This window comes from Kitasatospora sp. NPDC057500 (assembly GCF_042802195.1).
GTDB lineage: Bacteria > Actinomycetota > Actinomycetes > Streptomycetales > Streptomycetaceae > Kitasatospora.
On sequence record NZ_JBHVER010000042.1, the window covers coordinates 26650 to 45121 of the forward strand.

Sequence of the window (18472 nt, forward strand, 5' to 3'; positions counted from 1 at the left end):
CCCACCGGAGGAGCACACCATGAAAGCCGTGACCTGGCACGGGCGCCGTGACGTCCGGGTCGACTCCGTCCCCGACCCGGTGCTCCGGGAACCCACCGACGTCCTGGTCGAGGTCACCACCACCGGGCTGTGCGGATCGGACCTGCACCTGTACGAGGTGCTCGGCGCCTTCCTCGACGAGGGCGACGTCCTCGGCCACGAGGCGATGGGCGTGGTGCGCGAGACCGGCAGCGCCGTGCACGCGGTCGGAGTCGGCGAGCGCGTGGTGGTGCCGTTCAACATCTCCTGCGGCACCTGCTTCATGTGCGTGAAGGGCCTGCACTCCCAGTGCGAGACCACCCAGGTGCACGACTACGGGACGGGCGCGGCCCTGTTCGGCTACACCAAGCTGTACGGGCAGGTCCCCGGCGGGCAGGCGGAGCTGCTTCGGGTGCCGTTCGGCAACACCCTGCCGATGGTGGTCCCGCACGGCCCGCCGGACGACCGCTACGTGCTGCTGTCCGACGTGCTGCCGACCGCCTGGCAGGCGGTGGAGTACGCCGAGGTGCCGCCCGGCGGCAGCGTCGCCGTGCTCGGGCTCGGCCCGGTCGGCGACATGTGCGCCCGGATCGCCCTGCACCGCGGCGCGGCCACCGTGATCGGGGTGGACCTGGTGCCCGAACGGCTGGAGCGCGCCCGGGAGCGCGGCGTCGAGGTGCTCGACCTCGCCCGGCTCGGCAACCGGGTCGTCGACGCCGCCAAGGACCTCACCGACGGGCGCGGCCCGCACGCCGTGATCGACGCCGTCGGCATGGAGGCGCACGGCTCCCCCGCCGCCACCGCGGCGCAGCGGATGACCTCGCTGCTGCCGGACGTGCTGGCCGCCCGGCTGATGAGCCGGGTGGGCGTGGACCGGCTGCACGCCCTGCACCTGGCCGTGGACATGGTGCGGCGCGGCGGCACCGTCTCGCTGTCCGGCGTGTACGGCGGCATGACGGACCCGCTGCCGGTGCTGACCATGTTCGACAAGCAGCTGCGGCTGCGGATGGGCCAGGCCAACGTGCGGCGCTGGACGGACGACCTGCTGCCGCTGCTCGGCGACGGCGATCCGCTCGGCGTGGACGGCTTCGCGACCCACCACCTGCCGCTGGCGGAGGCGCCGGCCGCGTACGAGATGTTCCAGCGCAAGCAGGACGGGGTGGTCAAGGTGCTGTTCCGGCCCTGAGCCGCTGCGCCCTGGCCCGGCGCCGCGAGGACGGGCACCGCCCCCTGGCGTGGGCGTACGCCGAGGCCTGCCGGGCCACGGTCGCCGGGCGGCCGGGCGCCGCCGGCCCGGTCACCAGCGGAGGGCCAGACTCTTCAGTCCGTTCTGGAAGTTGGAGACCAGCCTGCTCGGCTCCGCCCCCGGTACGGGCCGCAGGCCCGGCAGTTCGGTGACGATGCGGCGCAGCACGGCCGACATCTGGATCCTGGCGAGCTGCGCCCCCACGCAGAAGTGCGGGCCGAAGCCGAAGCTCACGTGGTCGTTGGGCGAGCGGGTGATGTCCAGGCGGTCGGGGTCGGGGAACACGGTCTCGTCGCGGTTGGCGGAGGCGTGGTAGACCACCACCTTGTCGCCCCGGCGGATCGTCGATCCGGCCAGTTCGACGTCCTGGGTGGCGGTGCGCCGGAACTCCAGCACCGGCGGCCAGAAGCGCAGCAGCTCCTCCACCGCCGAGGCCGTCAACTCCGGCCGTTCGCGCAGCAGTCGGTACTGGTCGGGGTGGGCGAGGAGGGAGTGCAGACCGCCGGGCAGACCGTTGCGCAGGGTCTCGTTCCCGGCGACCGCGAAGAGGAAGAACATCGTCTCGAACTCGGCGGTGCCCAGTCCGGCGTCCCGCATCCGGGCCACGATGCTGCCGGGCGGCGGCTGTTCGGCGAGCGCGTGGGCGTAGGCGAACATGTCGGCGAGCGCGGCGCGGGAGCGCGGGTTGACGGGGCGGCCGTCCGGGGTGGTGAGCGCCGTCGGGCGGTGGGCGAGCGCTGCGCGTCCGAGGCCGGTGAGGCCGGACGGGTCGGCGGTGCTGGAGCCGGCCCGGTCGGCGTCCTGGTAGCCGATGACCCGGTTCGACCAGTCGACCAGCAACCGGCGGTCCTGGTCCGGCACGCCGAGGATCCGGGCCAGGGTCCAGACCGGCAGGTCGGCGGCGAGCGGCACGAAGTCGGCCTCGCCCAGCGGGCGGACCGCGTCGACGAGCCGGGCGGCCCGCGCCTCGATGGCGGCGGTCAGCTCCCGCAGGGCGCGGGGGGTGAAGGCCGCCGCGACGATGCGGCGCAGCCGGGAGTGGTCGGGCGGGTCCTGGTTGAGCATCATGGTGCGGGCGAAGTCCAGGTCCGCGGTGGTGTCGGGGTCGCGGATCTGGGTGGCGCCCAGGTGCGAGGAGAACAGCCCGGGCGTGCGCAGGACGTGCTTGACGTCTGCGTGCCGCAGCACCGCCCAGTAGCCGGGGCCGGCCGGCCACTCCCCCACCGGCGGCTCCTCGACCCAGCAGACCGGGGACGCCGCCCGCAGTTCCCGGAACAGCTCGTGGGGCACGCCCCCGGCGTAGGTGGCGGGCAGGAAGATCCGGTTCACGCGAGCCTGGTCGACGCCCATGCCGTGCGACCGTACGCCACCGAGCGGCGGCCCACCAGAACGCGGCTGCGCCCGTCCGCCGCCGGGATGCCGTAGGGTCGGCCAATGGCGAAGTACTTCGACGTGCATCCGGAATCCCCGCAGCCGCGCACCATCGGCACCGTGGCCGACAGCCTCCGGTCCGGGGCCCTCATCGCGTATCCGACCGACTCCTGTTTCGCGCTCGGCTGCCGGTTGGACAACCGTGACGGCCTGGAGCGGATCCGGTCGATCCGGCGGCTGGACGATCGGCACCACTTCACCCTGATGTGCGAGGACTTCGCACAGCTGGGGCAGTTCGTGCAGCTCGACAACAACGTCTTCCGGGCCGTCAAGGCCGCCACCCCCGGCAGTTACACCTTCATCCTCCCCGCCACCAAGGAGGTCCCGCGCCGGCTGATGCACCCGAAGAAGAAGACGGTGGGGGTCCGAATCCCCGACCACGCCGTCACCAGGGCCCTGCTCGCCGAACTCGGCGAGCCGCTGGTCTCCAGCACGCTGCTCCTGCCGGGTGACGACGAGCCGATGACCCAGGGGTGGGAGATCAAGGAGCGCCTCGACCACGTGCTGGACGCGGTGGTGGACTCCGGCGACTGCGGCACGGTGCCGACGACGGTGGTCGACTTCTCCGGGGGCGAGCCGGAGATCGTCCGCCGGGGGGCCGGCGACGTCACCCGCTTCGAGTGACGCCGCCGGGCACGAGCCGGCTCAGGCGGCGACGAGGTCGCTGAGTTCGCGCAGGTCGACGCCGCGGCGCAGGGCGCGCAGGTCGGCCTGGAGGTCGGACAGCGGAACGGCGAGCACGGTGCAGCGGGCGTGGGCCAGGCAGTAGCGGCTCACCGAGCCGCCCTGGAACAGGCGGCGGACCGTGGTGCGCAGCGCGCCGTGCCGGCCCGCGCCGACCACCAGCAGGTCGCCCGGCCGGCCGGCCATCGCGGTCAGGACCGGGCCGGGCTCGCCGCGCACCACGTGGGGCTCGACGCGGACCCCGGCCGGGAGGCCGCCGAACGCCTGGTCCAGGGCCCGGGCCAGGCGCGCGTCGGCCATGTCCTGCCAGGCGCGGAGCAGCGACGGGCAGGGGCGCAGCCGGTAGTTGTACTCGCCGCCGGCCGGCGTCCAGGCGAGCACCGGCACCAGGACGGCGCCCCGGTCACGCGCCTCGTCCGCCGCCCGGTGCAGGGCGGTCAGGCTGTGCAACGATCCGCTGACTCCGACGATGACGCGCGCGCCGTCCGACATGATCCTTCACTTTCCGGTGTTCGATCCACTGAATGCTTAGGGATTATGCTTCCACAGGGGCCATAGGCCTGCAAATCGAAGGCTTTAACTGTATATGGCCTTGCATCGCCCATGCCCTTCCGACCGCCGGGCGGAAATCGGTGGCGGCCCCCGCCGGCCCCGGTCCACCCTGGGCGGCGTGACAGCACAGCAGACCCCGAACGGCACCGCTCCGGATGCGCCCGAGCCCGGGTACCGCATCCGCGCCCTCCACACGGCCGCCACCGTGACCGTCTACCAGGCGTACGGCCCGGAGATCGGGCCGGCGGCGGCGCGGGACGGACGCTTCCCCGCGCAGTGGGAGCGCGACCGGATGACGTGGATCAAGCCCTCGTTCCTCTGGATGATGTACCGCTGCGGATGGGCGACCAAGGAGGGGCAGGAGACCGTCCTCGCCGTGGAGATCGACCGGGCGGGCTTCGCATGGGCGCTGGAGCACGCCTGCCTCTCGGGCTACCGACGCGGGCTGCACCCGGACCGGGCGACCTGGCAGCGCCGGCTGAAGCGGGCACCCGCCCGGGTGCAGTGGGACCCCGAACGCGACCTGCACCTGCGTCCGCTGCCGTACCGCTCGCTGCAACTCGGCCTGACGGGCGAGGCCGCGCGCCGGTACGCGGACGAGTGGACGGTGTCCATCACCGACGTCACCCCGCTGGTGCGGCGGATCCACGGCCATCTGCGCGACGGCGGGACGGACGCCGCCCGGCTGCTGCTGCCGGACGAGCGGCCCTACCCGGTGGCGGAGGGCGCGCTGGCCCACCTCGGCGGGTGACCGACCGGGGCCGGCGGCATACGATCACAGGGTGTCCAAGTCCTGTGATCGCTCGTCGACGGCCGCCGCGGCGGCCTGCTCCGCCGCGTGGGCGGCCTGCTCCATGGAGTCCGTGCTGTCGATCGGGTCGGTGGGGTCGGTCCTGTCGATCGGCTCGGCCGGGTCGGTGCTCTCGATCGGGTCGGCCGGCAGCGTCCTGTCGATCGGCTCGGCCGGCTCGGTGCTGTCCGTGCTGTCCGCCGGGTCGTGGCTGAGCGTCGGCTCGGTGCTCTCCGCCGACTCGCGCTGGTCGGTGCTGTCCTGGCGCTCCCGGGGCGGGCTGCTGGCGGCCGGCGCGGTGGCGCTCACCGCGGGCGCGCTGCTCGCCGGCGGGGCGCGTCCGCGACGCCGCCCCCGGTAGGGGCGCGGGTGGTGCCACGGCCGGCCGGCGCGCTCCGGCCACTGCTGCTCCTGCGCAATCCGGCGTTCTGGTACGTGAGCGCGCTGGCCGCGATGTGGCCGGTGCTGCGGCTGCTGCCCGCCGAGCGGGTACGGGCGCTGCGGGAGTGGGCGTCGACCGACCTGGACAATCTGCGCCCCTGGCCGGACGGCCACCCGATCGGGTCACTGACGGTGTCGGCGTTCGTCCCGCAGGACACCGTGTGGGTCTGGCCGGTGTTCGCGCTGTCCGTCTTCGCCGTGGTCGGGGCGCTCGGCGCCCGGCGGGCGGTGGCGGTGCTGGCCCTCGTGCACGTGGCGGCGACCGTGCTGACCGAGGGACTGGTGTGGTGGCGGATCGAGCACGGCGCGCTGCCCGCCGAGGCGGCGCACGCCCTGGACACCGGCCCCTCCTACGTGGTGGTCGCAGCGCTGGCGGTGGCGGCCTGCCGGGCCCGGCCGGTGTGGTCGCGGGCGGTGTGGCTGGTGATGCTCGCGGTGGCGGCGCCCAACCTGCTCGGCGGGGTCGCGGACGGCGAGGTCGCCGCCGTGGGACACCTGGTCTCGCTGCTCGCCGGGCTCGCCGTCGCGGCCGCGCACCGGCTGGGGCTGCCGCCGGTCGCCCGGCGCGCCGCCTCGCCGGCGCCGCCTCAGACCGAGCGGGTGCCGTCGAGGTAGGCGAGCACGGCCAGCACCCGGCGGTTGTCGTCGTCGGAGGCGCCGAGTCCCAGCTTGGCGAAGATGCCGGAGGTGTGCTTGCTGACCGCGCCCTCGCTGAAGTGCAGCCGCTGGGCGATCGCGGCGTTCGAGCGCCCCTCGGCCATCATCGCCAGCACCTCGCGCTCGCGCGGGGTGAGCAGCGCCAGCGGGCGGTCGTCGGCGTTGCGGGCGAGCAGCCGGGTGATCACCTGCGGGTCCATCACGGTGCCGCCGGAGGCGACGGTGCGCAGCGCGTCCATGAACTGCCCGGCGTTGGCGACCCGGTCCTTGAGCAGGTAGCCGACCGCCCCGGCGCCGTCGGCGATCAGCTCCCGCGCGTACAGCTGCTCGACGTGCTGGGAGAGCACCAGCACGGGCAGGCCCGGCCGCTCCCGGCGGGCCGCGAGGGCGACCTGGAGGCCCTCGTCGGTGAAGGTGGGCGGCAGCCGGACGTCGACCACCGCGATGTCCGGTCGGTGCTCGGCGAGCGCGGCGGCGAGTTCGGGGCCGCTGCCCACCGCCGCGACGATCTCGTGCCCGTGGGCGCCGAGCAGGAGGGACAGGCCGTCCCTCAGGAGGTAGAGGTCCTCGGCGAGGACAACGCGCACGGTAGCTCCATGGTCAGCCGGGTCGGTCCGCCCGGGGGGCTGACCAGCGTGAGCGTACCGTCGAACGCGGCCAGCCTGCGTTGGATTCCGCGCAGGCCGGTGCCGCGCCCGGGGTCCGCTCCGCCCCGCCCGTCGTCGGTGACCTCGGCGCGCAGCCGCCCGTCCGCGTGGACCAGGTCCACGGCGGCGTGCCGCGCCCCGGCGTGCTTGACCGCGTTGGTCAGGGCCTCGCTGACCGCGTAGTAGAGCGCCGACTCGACCGGGGCCTCGGCCCTGCCCGGCAGCTCGGCCCGGACGTCGACGCGCAGCGGCACGTCCAGGGCCAGGGCGCGCAGCCCCTCGGCCAGGCCGCGCTCGGCGAGCACCGGCGGGTGGATGCCGCGGACCAGGTCGCGCAGCTCCTGGAGCGCCTGGGCGACGTTCTCCTGCGTCTCCGTCACCACCGTCTTCGCCCGCGCCGGGTCACGGTCGATCAGCGCGGCCACCGCGCCCAGCCGCAGGCTCACCGCGACCAGGCGGGCCTGGGCGCCGTCGTGCAGATCGCGCTCGATCCGGCGCAGCTCGGCGGCCTGCGCCTCGGTGACCTCCAGCCGGGTCTCGGTCAGCTGCTCGACCCGGAGGGCCAGGCGGGAGCGCTCGGTGGGGCCGAGCAGCAGCCGCGTCCACCGGCCGTGCAGGCGCAGCGCCGGGCGGGCCAGCGCCGGACCGGCGACGGCCAGCGCGAGACCGAGCGGAAGGGCGGGGGTCGTTCCGAGGCCGAGGCCGAAGTCGGGGCCGAGGCCAGGGACGGGGAAGGGCAGCGGCAGGACGGTGCGGGCGAGGGTGTGGACGCCGGTGGCGAGCAGCAGCGGCGGCGTGGCGGCGAGGACGCCGCCGACCACCGGGTTCAGCACCACCCAGAGGAGGTCGCGCCACGTCGCCGGGTCCTTCCAGAGCCAGCGCAGGGTGCGGGAGACGTTCGCGAACCAGCGGTTCTTCTGGTAGTCGTGGCCGGTCCAGAACCAGCCGTGGAGGGTGCGTTCCAGCGCCGGACGCGGCAGGTACGGCGGCGGCACCGGCACGCCCGACCAGCGGCCGGCACAGGCCCTGGCGAGGCCGGCCGCCGTGCGGGCGAGCCGGGTCGTGGCGGGGAAGAGGAAGAAGATCCCGAGGCCGAACCAGAGCGCGAAGCTGCCCAGGACGACCGCCAGCAGCAACAGTTCGGCGGGAACGACCGCCGTCAGCACCAGCAGCCGGCCGAGCGCGGCGGCGCGGCCGCGCAGGGCGCCGTGGGCGGCGGGCATCGTGCTGTTCACCGGGCCTCCGGTCGGTGGTCGGACGTCCTGGGCCCGGGCGGGCCCGCCGGGGTGACGGAGCGTCGCCCGGTCATGGTCCCAGCTCCGCCGGCGGGGACGGGCGGTCGGGTCCTGCCGGACGATGCGGCCCGGGTGGCCCGTTCAGCCGGTGCGCCGCCCGCAGGCAGAACGCGCCGAGCACGACGAACGCCACCGCCAGCGGTATCCCCACCGCCCCGGGCAGGTGGAGCGCCAGGAACCAGCCGCGCGCGGAGGGCGTGAACAGTGCCAGGGCCAGCGCCACCAGGCCCTGGGGCGCGACCAGCAGAATGCCGACGGTGGTCAGCAGGCCGACCGCCACCGAACGTCCGCGCGGTAGCCCGCCCGCCCGCGCAGGCCCTGGCGTGCGGCGGAGCCCCTTGTGCAGCAGGTCCAGCAGCTCCGGTCCGCGCGCCTCCAGCCTGCGCCGGGCGGCCCGGCCCAGCGCCCACGCGTACAGCGCGCCCGTGAGCAGGCCCGCCGGTGCCCCCGCCCAGCGCAGTGGCGCGCTGTCCAGCAAGGCCCCGGCCAGCACCACCCCGGCTGCGGGCAGGGCGGCGAGCAACTGCAGCCAGAACGCCGCCAGCCCCTGGGCACGAACGTGCTCGGCGCTCTCGTCGACGAGGTCGTCGAGCGGGCCGCCGCCGGGACGGTCCGGCGACGGGGCCGCACCGGTCACCGACATCAGCGGAACCAGCCCGGCCGCGGCGCCGAGGACGGCCGGCAGCACCGCGAACACCCACGGCCGGACGGCTGCCGGGGCGAGCGGCAGGGCGGCGACCGTCAGCAGCAGCGCCACCGGGGCGGTGACCAGCAGCCAGGCGGCCTGCCGGGCCCGGACGTCGGCCCGCTCCGCGCCCGGCACCACCAGGGTCAGCCAGAGCGCACCCGCGTCCAGGCCGTACAGGTTGACGCAGAACGCGCCCGCGAACAGCGCGGCGACCACGCCCGCCCACGGCACCAGCACGTCGTAGCCGTCGAGCAGCGGGAGCAGGGCGGTGAACACGCCCGTCCAGAACGCGGTCCGCAGGAACCGCACCCGGCGGGGGTCGCGCCGCCAGAGCAGCAGTTCCTTGCCCAGGACCGCGCCCGCCGGGGTGTCCGGGAGCAGCCGGGAACGGGGCCGGGCGCGGGCCGCGGCCGGGCGGGGGCGGTGCCCGTCGCCGCGCACCGGCTGCCGGGAGAGCAGCGCCGCCCAGGCCGCCAGGAGGAGTCCGCAGACGGCGGCCAGCCCGCCGAGCGCGGCGGCGGCCGTCACCCGGTCCGCCCGGCGGGCCGCGTCCACCGCGACCACCGCCCAGCCCGAGGGCAGCACCCGCAGCGCGGCGGCCGTCCCGGCCGCCCGGTCGCCGCTGCCGAGCCGGGCCAGGAAGCCGAGCGCGAACCAGCCGGAGTTGAGGCAGGCCATCACCAGCCCCACCAGCAGGGCGGACAGCTCCCGGCCGAGCCGGAAGCGCAGCACACCGCCCAGCGCCGACGGGGTGAGCCTCGCCAGCAGCACCACGAAGAGCAGTTGGAGCAGCACGGCGGGCACCGCGACCAGCGCCGCCGCCGGGCCCTGGCGGACGCCGTAGAGGAACAGCCCGCCGAAGGCGACCAGCGCCAGCAGCGGGGTGACGCCGACGAAGGCTGCGCCGAGCAGCCCGAGAGCCAGGCTGCGCGGGCGGATCGGCACCATGGCGAACCAGGCCGGACGCAGGGCAGCGTCGCCGCCGGTGACCAGCGGCCCGAGCGCCCACCCCAGGCTCCACAGCAGCTGCGCGAGCGCCAGCACGCCGAACCCGGCCTCGGGCGTGGCGTAGTGCGCCAGGCCGAGCAGCGCGGTGCCGACCGCACCCGCTCCGCCGCACACGGCGGCCACGGCCAGCCCGGCGGCGCGGGGACCGGTCATCGACCGCCGCAGGACGGTCGCCTTCATCCCCGCGAGCGCGGTGACCGCGACGCGGCCGCCCGCGGTCCGCGGGACCGTCAGGACGCCAGCCATTCCAGCCCCTCCGCTCCCCCGGTCCGGGCGCCGACCAGCTCGACGAACACGTCCTCCAGCGCACGACCGCCCCGCACCTCGGCCACCGGCCCGGCGGCCGCCACCCGGCCCCCGGCGATCACCGCGACGTGGTCGCAGAGGCTCTCGACCAGGGCCATCACGTGGCTGGAGAACACCACCGAACCGCCGGCCGCGACGAACCGCCGCAGGATCGTCCGCACGGTCGCCGCCGACACCGGGTCGACCGCCTCGAACGGCTCGTCCAGCACCAGCAGCCAGGGCGCGTGCAGCATCGCGACGGCCAGGCCGATCTTCTTGCGCATCCCGGTGGAGTAGTCGATCACCGGCGTGCGCGCCGCGTCGGCCAACTCCAGCACGACCAGCAGTTCCTCGGCGCGGGAGTCCACCGTCCGCCCGTCCATGCCGCGCAGCCGGCCCAGGTACCGCAGCAGCTCCAGGCCGGTCAGCCGCTCCGGCAGCGCCAGGCCGTCGGGCAGCACGCCCAGCAGCGCCTTGGCGCGCAGCGGGTCGGCCCACACGTCGACGCCGAACACCTCCGCCCGACCGGCGTCCGGCCGCAGCAGCCCGACCGCCATCGACAGGGAGGTGGTCTTGCCCGCCCCGTTCGGCCCGACCAGCCCGTAGAACGAGCCGCTCGGCACGGTGAGCTCCACCCCGTCCACCGCCCGGTGATCCCCGAACCGCTTGCTCAGCCCCACCAACCGCAACGCCGCCACGCCCTCGCCCTCCTGCCCATGCCCGGCCCACCCACGCCGGGCGACCCCTGCAAACGCTAGGACGGACACGATCGAGGCGGAATCCACCCCACTTCACACTTCAAGGTGGGTCCAGCCCCACCCCGGGCCGGAGCGCGGACGGGTACTCGCCATGGGTGACACGCCGTCGGCGGCAGGGATCTGGACACGGTGTCCCCCTTGTTGCGGTGGGTTTGGTTTGGCCAGTGGAGTGGGAAGCCGGCTGCGTCGACTCCCCACTCCACGCCCCGCCCTCGGCCGCAGAGCCCGCCCCACCCCGGCGTGCCAAAGCCCGGCGGGACCGACCGCCGGAGTGAAAGGTCGATCAGGCCGACTTTCCACTCCACACCCCACCCCCCTCAGGCCGCGAGGATCCCGGCCAGGCGGGTTGCCTCCGCGCGGACACGGCGGGGGGTTGTGGGGGTTGTGGGGGTGGTGAGGGTGGCCAGGGCGGGGATGGGGGTGTGGAGGGCCTCGGCGGCGGCGCAGTCGGCGGCGAGGGTGAGGAGGGCCGGCAGGCCGCGGTGGGTGGGGTCGGGGGCGAGGTCGGTGAGCATCGTGGCGAGCACGGCGAACACCGGGCGGCCCGCGCCGCCCCGGGCGGCGTCGGCGAGGACGGGCAGGAACCGGTTCGGCTTGGCGACGGACAGCCGCCACAGCGCCGCGAGCCACCCGCCGAGCGCCTCGGGCCGCAGCCGTCCTCCGGCGGTCAGCGCCAGCAGGGCGTCCAGGGCGGCGGTGCGGTGCTCGGCCCGGGCGGCGGTGAGCCCGTAGGCGAGCAGCAGGTGGCTCACCGGCCCGGGCTCGCCCGGGAGCTCCGCGAGCCGGGGCAGCAGGGAGCCCGGTTCGCGGGGGCCGGGGTCCGCCGCCTGGATCGCCAGGGCGGGCAGGCCGTGCGCGGCGACGGTCTCCGGGTGCCAGGGCGCCGTCCAGGGCAGCTGGGCGAGCTGGCCGGCCGACGGCCGGAAGGCGGACGAGAACCAGTCGGCGCCGGTGGGGTCGGGCAGCGCGTGCAGCAGCCCGGTGACGCCCTCGGACACGGCCGGGACGGGCGCGAGCGGGCCGATGCGCGGGGCGTCACCAGGGGACCCGTCCGGGGGCCGGACGTGGAACTCCTCGGGTGCGGGCGGGGGTATGTCGGGCGGCAGCTCGCAACCGAGCCCGGCAGCCGCCGCGCGGGCGGCCGGCAGCGCGTGCGGCGGCACCCGGAGCAGTGCCTGGGCCAGATCGGCGGGCCAGGGGCGGGCACCGGCCGCCCGGTGGGCCGCGAGCCGCTCGGCGAGCACGGCCGGGTCGAGGCTGCCGTCCCCGGCGGTGGGAGTGGCGAGCAGCACCGGTACCGGCGCGTCGGTGACCCCGCACGCCGCTTCGAGCACGCGCAGCGCGGGGACCAGGGCGGCCGCGCGCAGCGGGTCCCGGAGGGCGAGCAGTTCGTCGGTGAGCGCGGCCGACCGGTGCCCGCGGCCGGTCAGGGCGTCGAGCAGGCAGCCCAGCGTGCCCCCGACGGTGCCGATGCCCGCGAACAGGAGCGGGTTCTCGCCGCGGCCCGGGGCGACCGGCGCGAGCGCGGCGGCGAGGGCGGCCGCGTCGTGCCGGTGTTCGGCGACCAGGGCGGCCAGCACCACCTCGAACTCGCCGGGGTCGGGCACCGCGTCGGCCAGCACGGCGGACAGCCGCTCGGCGAGCTCGAACGGCCCGGCGGGAGCGGCCGGGAGCGCGGCGGGCGGCGCGGGCCGCAGCACCGGGGCGGGTTCCCCGGTCCTTGGCGGCGCGGTGGCCAGCAGCTCGTGCGCCTCCGACCGCAGGGCGGGGCCGAGCGCTTCGGCGGCGGCGCGCACGGCCTCGGCCGTGGCCGGGTCGGCGGCGTCGGGCAGTTGCCGGGCGGCCAGCCGCAGCGCGCGCTCCTGGACCGCGGCCGCCGGGTGCCCGAAGGCCACCGCGAGGGCGGGCAGCAGGTCGTCGGCCCGGGCCGGGTCCGCGCGCAGCACGGCCTCGGCCCAGCCCAGCTGGACGGTGGCGAGCGCCTTCTCCGGGCGGGCCAGGACGGCGGCCGTGAGCTCGGTGAACAGTTCGGCGGAGAGCCGGGCGTCCAGGGACCGCAGCGCCGCCTGGGCGGCCTTGGCGGCGGTCGGCGCGCCGTCGGCGGCCAGCCGGACGTGGTCGCGGGCCCGGGCGGCGACCTCCTCCGGGTCGGGGGCCAGCTCCGCGTACAGCCGCAGGAACCCGCGCAGATTGCCGGGCCGGTCGCCGCGCAGCAGCCGGCCGACGCAGCGGTCGAGCAGTTCGGCGCGGTCCAGCAGACCCTCGCCCGCCAGGGCGGTGAGCGCCTTGGGCCACTCGTTCTCCGGCCCGAAGCGGTCGGCGTACGGGTCGGCGAACGCGGAGCCGGCGTCCGGGACGTCGAACAGCCGGCGGACGAACTCGGCGAGCCTGGGCTGGGCGCGCAGCCAGGAGAGCAGGGTGTCGTGGTGCGGCACCGGCGGGCGCAGCCCCTGGTCGGCGAACCACTCGCCGATCCCGCGGTGGTGGCCGTAGCGCACCAGGCTCCCCTCGCGCACCCAGCCGGTCAGATAGCCGTCGGTGGCCGGGACCTCGGCGCCGGTCCACGCGTCGAGGCCGTGGGCGATCAGCCAGCGGATGTGGTCGCCGCGCGCGGGCAGCCACTCGGCGAGCCGGACCGCGAGTTCACGCTGGAACGCCGGGTCGCGGTGCGGCGGCAGCAGGGCCGCCAGCAGGGTGCGGGCGTCCGCGTTGGTGGAACCGCCGCCGGGCAGCGGCCAGGTGAACGAGAGCATCCGCCGCGCGGTCAGCCAGTCCAGGGCCTCCGCCGGCGTGGCGGCGGCGAACAGCCCGGAGAACTGCAGCGCGGCGAGCTGGTCGTACGCGGCGGAGTAGCGCCGCATGTCACCGGAGGAGAGCTCGCGCAGCAGCTCGGTGCGGAACCTCCGCAACGGGGCCCGCAGATGTCCCAGTTCGGTGGCGGGGACCCCGGACAGCCGGTCGATCACCCCCTGCGGCACCCGGGCGGCGATGAGCGCCCGCACCTCGTCCCAGGTGATCGTCCCACTCGTGGGATCGGTCATGACACCCCTCCTCCGCCCGTCCGCTTGTCGATCACGAAGCTAGCGGACCCCACCGACAATCCGGATCGGCCGGGGAACGGTGCGGGAGCGCGGCGGCCGGGGCGCCCCGACCGCCGCCGGTGTCACGCCCGGGCGCGGCGGGCGGTGAGGACGGTGTGGACGAGGACTCCGACGAGGAGGAAGAGGACGCCCTGGTAGACGGCGGCGTAGCCGGCGCCGGCGACCAGCCAGGCGGAGAAGGCGAAGGCGCCGAGGGCGACGGTGAGGTCGCGGGCGAGGCGGGCGGGGGCGACGCGGTCGCGGTCGCCGCGCAGCAGCCAGTACAGCTGGGCGGCGCTGGAGAGCAGGTAGGGAACGGTCGCGGTGAAGGTGGTGACCAGCACCAGGGTGTCGAAGGCGGCCTTGGCCCCGGAGGCGAAGTCGAGGACGGTGAGCAGCGAGGCGAGGGTGACGCCGGTCAGGACGCCGAAGACGGGCACGCCGCGGCGCTCGGTGGCGAAGACGGCGGGGAACAGGCCGTCCTTGGCGGCGGCGTAGGGGGCCTGGGCGGACAGCAGGGTCCAGCCGTTGAGCGCGCCGGTCATCGAGACGAGGGCGGCGACGGCGACGGCCGTGCCGCCCCAGGAGCCGCCGAAGACGGCGTTCACGGAGTCGGAGAACGGCGCGGTGGAGTGGACCAGCCGCTCGTGGGCGACGGTGCCGAACACGGCGACCGTGCCGAGCAGGTAGACCACGGCCGCGCCCACGGTGCCGAGCACGCTGGCCCGGCCGACGTTGCGCTCCGGGTCGCGGACCTGGCCAGCGCTCATCGCGGCCGACTCCACGCCGAGGTAGCTGAAGAGCAGCAGCGCGGCGGCGGCCGTCATCCCGCCGAGCCACCCCTCCCCGGTCGCGTCGAAGGGGCCGAGGTTCGCCGGGTCGAACGAGCCGAGGCCGGCCACCGCGACCACCGCCAGGGGGATGAACTTGAGCACGGTGGCGATGAGTTGGACGGCGCCGACGTAGCGGGTGCCGGCCAGGTTGGCGAGCGCGGGCAGCCACTGGACGGCCAGCGCGCAGCCGAGGGCGAGGCCGGTGGAGCGGCCGACGGCCGGCCACAGGACGGTGAGGTAGCCGACGGCGGCGACGGCGAGGGCGGCGTTGCTGACCCAGGTGGTGATCCAGTAGGACCAGGCCGCCATGAAGCCGGCGAAGTCGCCGAAGGCCTCGCGGGCGTAGACGTAGGGGCCGCCGGTACGCGGGTCGCGGCGGGCGAGCCGTCCGAAGACCAGGGCCAGGGCGATGGCTCCGGCGGTGAGCACGGCGAAGGCGAGCAGGCTGACCGTTCCGTACGGAGCGACCGCGGCGGGGATCATGAAGATGCCGCCGCCGATGATGTTGCCCATCACCAGGGCGGTCGCGGTCGGCAGACCGAAGCGGCGGACGGCGGACGGCCGGGGCGACGACGGTGCCGGGACCGGTGCCGGTTCGCGTGCCGGTGCCGGTGCCGGGGGCGACGGCTCGGGGGGTGCCTGCCGGGTCGCGGCCGGGCTGCTGTGCATGGGGGTGTGGTGCCTTTCCTGCGTCCTGCGCGCTCGGTGGAGCGGACGCCCATGCTCATGCAGGCGGCACCTTGTACCAAATCGGCGGGATTTGTCCTCCGGACCGGCCCGCCCACCGGAAAACCTCCGGTCCCGCGACGGCCGGACGGGCACTCGTCCGGCACCCTCCCACCGCGGTCACCCGGGTCGCCCGGGCCGACGGGATCACCCGGGTCGCCGGGGGTGCGGGGGCCCGCCCGCACGGCCCCCGGTACCCCCGGCGGACGTCACTCGGCCACGAAGGTACTGCCGCTCCACTCGAAGACGTCCAATGGGACGCCCTCGTGCACGGCCGTTCGGCCGGTGCGCCGGAAGTGCTCGTACCGGTTTCCGGTGAGGACCTTGACCACGCTCTCACCGGCCGCGACCTCACGCACGCGCGCGAAGTCCGATCCGGCCGCTCCGCCTTCGAGCAGGATGTTCGCCTTCGGCTCCGTCATCGTGATACCTCCCGGGGTGGCTCCGCCATCGATACCTGACTGGGCCCCGAACCCTACGCAGCCACCCGCCGCCGGATAACCCCTATTCGCTTCTTTCCCGGGTCGGTTAGGGGGGTCGGTCCCACGGATCGGCGCATCCCCGGCAGGCTCCGCGCACCGGCGCTCGGAACGGCGCGACCTTCCGCGAGGGCCCGCGCGGGCCTTCGCGGGCCTTCGCGAGCCCTCGCGGAAGTCGCCGGGGACGGCGAAGGCCGGCCCGGTCGCGCCCCTCCGTCAGCCTGCCGTGTGCCGCAGGATCTCCAGGACCTCGCCGGCGATCGCCGCCTCGTTCTGCTCGAACACCGGCCCGGTCAGCTGGTCGGTCTCCGCCGGCAGGCCGGTGAGCACGGGGGTGTGCAGGTGCCCGCCGGGCAGTTGCGGGGCCAGTTCCAGGCGCAGCCGGTTGGTGCGGTACGCGACCTCGTTGGAGAGGTAGCCCCCGCCGCCGCCGGCGACCGCGCGCGAGCCGGGGGTCGGGCCGTCCGCCCGGTCGACCGGGGCGGACGCTCCGGCGGGGATCTCGGTGACGGTGGTGTTCAGCTTGACCGGGAAGGGCTGCTGAACGGCCGTCATCGGCCCGGCCGGCAGGGTGGTGGCGATGAACTCCGCGCCGGGGCCGAGACCGGGGGCGGTGACGGGGTGGTCCCGGGTGCCGCCGGAGAGGGCGCCGACGTTGTCCGGGTAGGGGTCGGCGGAGCGGGCGCGGCCGGCCCAGGCCTCCAGGGTGAACAGGCCGGGGTAGCCCTGGCTGATGGTGGTGATGAGGTCGGCGGAGCGGTGGCCGGGGGCGAGCCGCGGGGCGAAGGCCCGCTCGACCATGCCGCGGTCGAAGTCGCCGTAGCGGACCGGGAGGACCACCGCCTGGACCTCGGCGCGGGTGCCGTCGGCGAGGGTGATCCGCCGGCCGTCCAGTTGCAGGACCGCCGAGCCCGAGGGATTGGCGCGACGCGGCTCGGCGTCCAGGCCGAACGGGTCGAAGCCGCTCACGAAGATCCGGCGCACGCCGTGCCGGGCACCGAACCCGCTGTCGGCCAGCCCGCGCGAGGCGTCCTCGAAGCGTTGCCGCAGGGCCGCCTGGTCGACGGTGAAGCCCGGCTGCCAGCGGGCGAGTTGGACGGTCATGGCGACCCTGGTCCAGTACAGCGGGCGGTCGTCGCCGGCCGGCAGGTCGCCGCCGGGGCGGTGGCCCTGGGCGCGGTCGACACCGGCCCGCCAGAGCGCCCGGCCCCACGCGTCGACGATCCGGCCGGCGCCGGCGGCGTTGCGAGCGGCGCAGAGCGCGGCGGGGAAGCCTCGGACGAAGTCGCCGAGGCCCCCGCGTTCGGTCAGCGCGGCGGTCCGCGGGTCCGCGGTGCGCGCCTGCTCCCGGTCGAGCGGCGCGGAGTCGACGGTCCGACAGGACGGGCGGCCCGTCCGGCCGTCGTCGGCACCGGCGGTACCGGCGGGGAGGATGGTGGCGGCGAGAGCGCCGATGAGGGTCGCGGTGAGGGCGACCCGGCGCCGGGCGGTCGTCATGGCGTGGACACTACAGTCGGGCGCCCGCGCTTCACCAGAGCGCCTACCGGCCGCCACGGACGGTGAGCACGGACAACGCCGTGCCGTGGGAGATCCGCAGCAGAACGGCCCTCGACCCCCCCTGGCGGGTCACGCCCCGTAGCGGTTTACTGGGAGTGAGCAGGGCAGAGGACGGAGGCCCGGCGATGGAATGTCCCCACCCACCCGGATTCCACGCTGAGGTCCGCGCACAGTACGCGGCCGCCGGAGCCGAAACGGCCCGGCTGCTGCGCTCGGTGTCCGAGGACCTCTGGACAGCGCCCACCCCGTGCCGCGACTGGGATGTGCGCGCGCTGGTGAACCACCTGGCGGCGCAGCACCTGTGGGTGTGCCAGGCGGTCGCCGGATACACCCCGGAACAGATCGGCCACCGCTTCGAGGGCGACGTACTCGGACGCAACCCGCTGGGCGTGTGGGCGATGGCGGTGCGCGGCGCGTCGCGCGCGCTCAACCGCCCCGGTGCGCCCGACCTCCTGGTGCACCTGCCGTACGGCCTGCGGGACGCCGGCGGGTACGCCCGGGAGCTGACGGCCGAGACCGTCGTGCACGGCTGGGACCTCTCCCGGGCGCTGGGCGAGCGCGTCCGGATGCCGCCCGGCGCCGCCCGCTACGCGCTCGACGAGTTCCGCGGCTACCGCGACCTGGCGGGCACGGGCCGCTTCGACCCGCCGCGCGCCGCGCCGCCGGGCGCCGATGCCGAGGACGTGCTGCTGGCCCTCACCGGCCGCGACCCGGCCTGGTCCGCCGACCGGATCTGACGACCCGCGGCGCCGGCCCGCGGGTCGCCACCCCGGACGAACGCACCGCCACCCCGGACGAACGGATCGCCGCCCCGGGCGAACGGATCGCCGAGAGGCTGCCGGAGCACCCGATCGTGCCGCTCCCTCTCCTAGGCTCGCGGCGCACGGGCAGGCCGTCGCGGTCACGCCTGCCGGACCCGTGCTGCCCCGGGCCGTGTGTCGTGGACGAGAGTAGAGCGAGGAAGAGATGGGTACACCCAGCGAGCCGTTCGGGACCGTTGTCAGCGAGATCGGAGTCAACATCCGGGAGTTCCCCAGCACCGACTCCTCCGTCGTCGGCTCCCTCCCCTTCGGCACCAAGGTCGGCCTGCGCTCGAAGGTGCGGGCGCAGAACATCGACGGCAACGACATCTGGTACCTGCTGCGCGACCGCAACGCATGGGTCGCGGCCCGGCACGTCGACAACACCGGCGTCGTGAAGTTCGCCAAGGACGTGTCGGGCGGCTCGGGGGTGGCCGCGGAACAGGGCGCCCAGGGCTGACCGACCCCGCGCCGACGGCGCCTCCGGGCGAGGCCGG

General features: G+C 75.9%; 17 protein-coding genes. 7 read left to right on the top strand and 10 right to left on the bottom strand.

All coding sequences use genetic code 11. The features are described 5' to 3' along the window. Positions 1-19 precede the first annotated feature (19 nt). Positions 20-1204: an alcohol dehydrogenase catalytic domain-containing protein gene (locus tag ACFU74_RS12375; protein ID WP_380755522.1), complete on the top strand. Its 1185-nt coding sequence runs from the start codon at positions 20-22 to the stop codon at positions 1202-1204. 111 nt (positions 1205-1315) lie between these two features. On the opposite strand, the gene ACFU74_RS12380 is transcribed toward ACFU74_RS12375, so the two are convergent. After that, on the bottom strand, positions 1316-2614 hold the full coding sequence (locus tag ACFU74_RS12380; protein WP_380755524.1) for a cytochrome P450: 1299 nt from the start codon (positions 2612-2614) through the stop codon (positions 1316-1318). Positions 2615-2698: 84 nt separating this feature from the next. Between ACFU74_RS12380 and ACFU74_RS12385 the strand changes: the two genes are divergently transcribed. Further along, a complete protein-coding gene (locus ACFU74_RS12385) occupies positions 2699-3319 on the top strand; it encodes an L-threonylcarbamoyladenylate synthase (protein WP_380755526.1) in 621 nt (206 codons plus the stop codon). 21 nt (positions 3320-3340) lie between these two features. On the opposite strand, the gene ACFU74_RS12390 is transcribed toward ACFU74_RS12385, so the two are convergent. Then, positions 3341-3871, bottom strand: a complete 531-nt coding sequence (locus ACFU74_RS12390) for a universal stress protein (RefSeq protein WP_380755528.1) — start codon at positions 3869-3871, stop codon at positions 3341-3343. 178 nt (positions 3872-4049) lie between these two features. Between ACFU74_RS12390 and ACFU74_RS12395 the strand changes: the two genes are divergently transcribed. The 3 genes from ACFU74_RS12395 to ACFU74_RS12405 all read left to right on the top strand — a co-directional run bounded on the left by ACFU74_RS12395 (position 4050) and on the right by ACFU74_RS12405 (position 5777). Continuing rightward, positions 4050-4682: a DUF4291 domain-containing protein gene (locus tag ACFU74_RS12395; protein ID WP_380755529.1), complete on the top strand. Its 633-nt coding sequence runs from the start codon at positions 4050-4052 to the stop codon at positions 4680-4682. A gap of 103 nt (positions 4683-4785) precedes the next feature. Continuing rightward, positions 4786-5082, top strand: coding sequence for a hypothetical protein (locus tag ACFU74_RS12400; protein WP_380755551.1), 297 nt, complete (start codon positions 4786-4788; stop codon positions 5080-5082). A gap of 8 nt (positions 5083-5090) precedes the next feature. After that, the gene (locus tag ACFU74_RS12405) at positions 5091-5777 is read left to right on the top strand and encodes a rhomboid-like protein (protein WP_380755530.1); all 687 of its coding nucleotides are present in this window, start codon (positions 5091-5093) and stop codon (positions 5775-5777) included. Here the strand turns inward: ACFU74_RS12405 and ACFU74_RS12410 are convergent. The 8 genes from ACFU74_RS12410 to ACFU74_RS12445 all read right to left on the bottom strand — a co-directional run bounded on the left by ACFU74_RS12410 (position 5750) and on the right by ACFU74_RS12445 (position 17115). Further along, positions 5750-6406 (bottom strand): LuxR C-terminal-related transcriptional regulator, encoded by a 657-nt coding sequence (locus tag ACFU74_RS12410; RefSeq protein WP_380755532.1) that lies wholly within the window; start codon positions 6404-6406, stop codon positions 5750-5752. The two genes, ACFU74_RS12405 and ACFU74_RS12410, sit on opposite strands and share 28 nt — an antisense overlap. Then, complete coding sequence (locus tag ACFU74_RS12415; protein WP_380755533.1) at positions 6370-7701, bottom strand: histidine kinase; 1332 nt, start codon at positions 7699-7701, stop codon at positions 6370-6372. The genes ACFU74_RS12410 and ACFU74_RS12415 overlap by 37 nt, the downstream gene beginning before the upstream one ends. A 70-nt stretch (positions 7702-7771) precedes the next feature. Beyond that, positions 7772-9703, bottom strand: a complete 1932-nt coding sequence (locus ACFU74_RS12420; protein ID WP_380755534.1) for a hypothetical protein — start codon at positions 9701-9703, stop codon at positions 7772-7774. After that, positions 9688-10440: an ABC transporter ATP-binding protein gene (locus tag ACFU74_RS12425; RefSeq protein WP_380755535.1), complete on the bottom strand. Its 753-nt coding sequence runs from the start codon at positions 10438-10440 to the stop codon at positions 9688-9690. The genes ACFU74_RS12420 and ACFU74_RS12425 overlap by 16 nt, the downstream gene beginning before the upstream one ends. 377 nt (positions 10441-10817) lie before the next feature. Further along, the gene (locus tag ACFU74_RS12430; protein ID WP_380755537.1) at positions 10818-13541 is read right to left on the bottom strand and encodes a DUF6493 family protein; all 2724 of its coding nucleotides are present in this window, start codon (positions 13539-13541) and stop codon (positions 10818-10820) included. Between the two features lie 122 nt (positions 13542-13663). Then, the gene (locus ACFU74_RS12435) at positions 13664-15082 is read right to left on the bottom strand and encodes an amino acid permease (protein WP_380755538.1); all 1419 of its coding nucleotides are present in this window, start codon (positions 15080-15082) and stop codon (positions 13664-13666) included. A 266-nt stretch (positions 15083-15348) separates the two neighbouring features. Further along, a complete protein-coding gene (locus ACFU74_RS12440; protein WP_380755539.1) occupies positions 15349-15561 on the bottom strand; it encodes a DUF5988 family protein in 213 nt (70 codons plus the stop codon). Between the two features lie 273 nt (positions 15562-15834). Further along, positions 15835-17115: a pyroglutamyl peptidase gene (locus ACFU74_RS12445; RefSeq protein WP_380755541.1), complete on the bottom strand. Its 1281-nt coding sequence runs from the start codon at positions 17113-17115 to the stop codon at positions 15835-15837. Positions 17116-17300: 185 nt separating this feature from the next. Between ACFU74_RS12445 and ACFU74_RS12450 the strand changes: the two genes are divergently transcribed. Both ACFU74_RS12450 and ACFU74_RS12455 read left to right on the top strand, forming a co-directional pair. Beyond that, positions 17301-17912, top strand: a complete 612-nt coding sequence (locus ACFU74_RS12450; RefSeq protein WP_380755543.1) for a TIGR03086 family metal-binding protein — start codon at positions 17301-17303, stop codon at positions 17910-17912. Positions 17913-18141: 229 nt separating this feature from the next. Next, on the top strand, positions 18142-18435 hold the full coding sequence (locus ACFU74_RS12455; protein WP_380755545.1) for an SH3 domain-containing protein: 294 nt from the start codon (positions 18142-18144) through the stop codon (positions 18433-18435). Positions 18436-18472 lie beyond the last annotated feature (37 nt).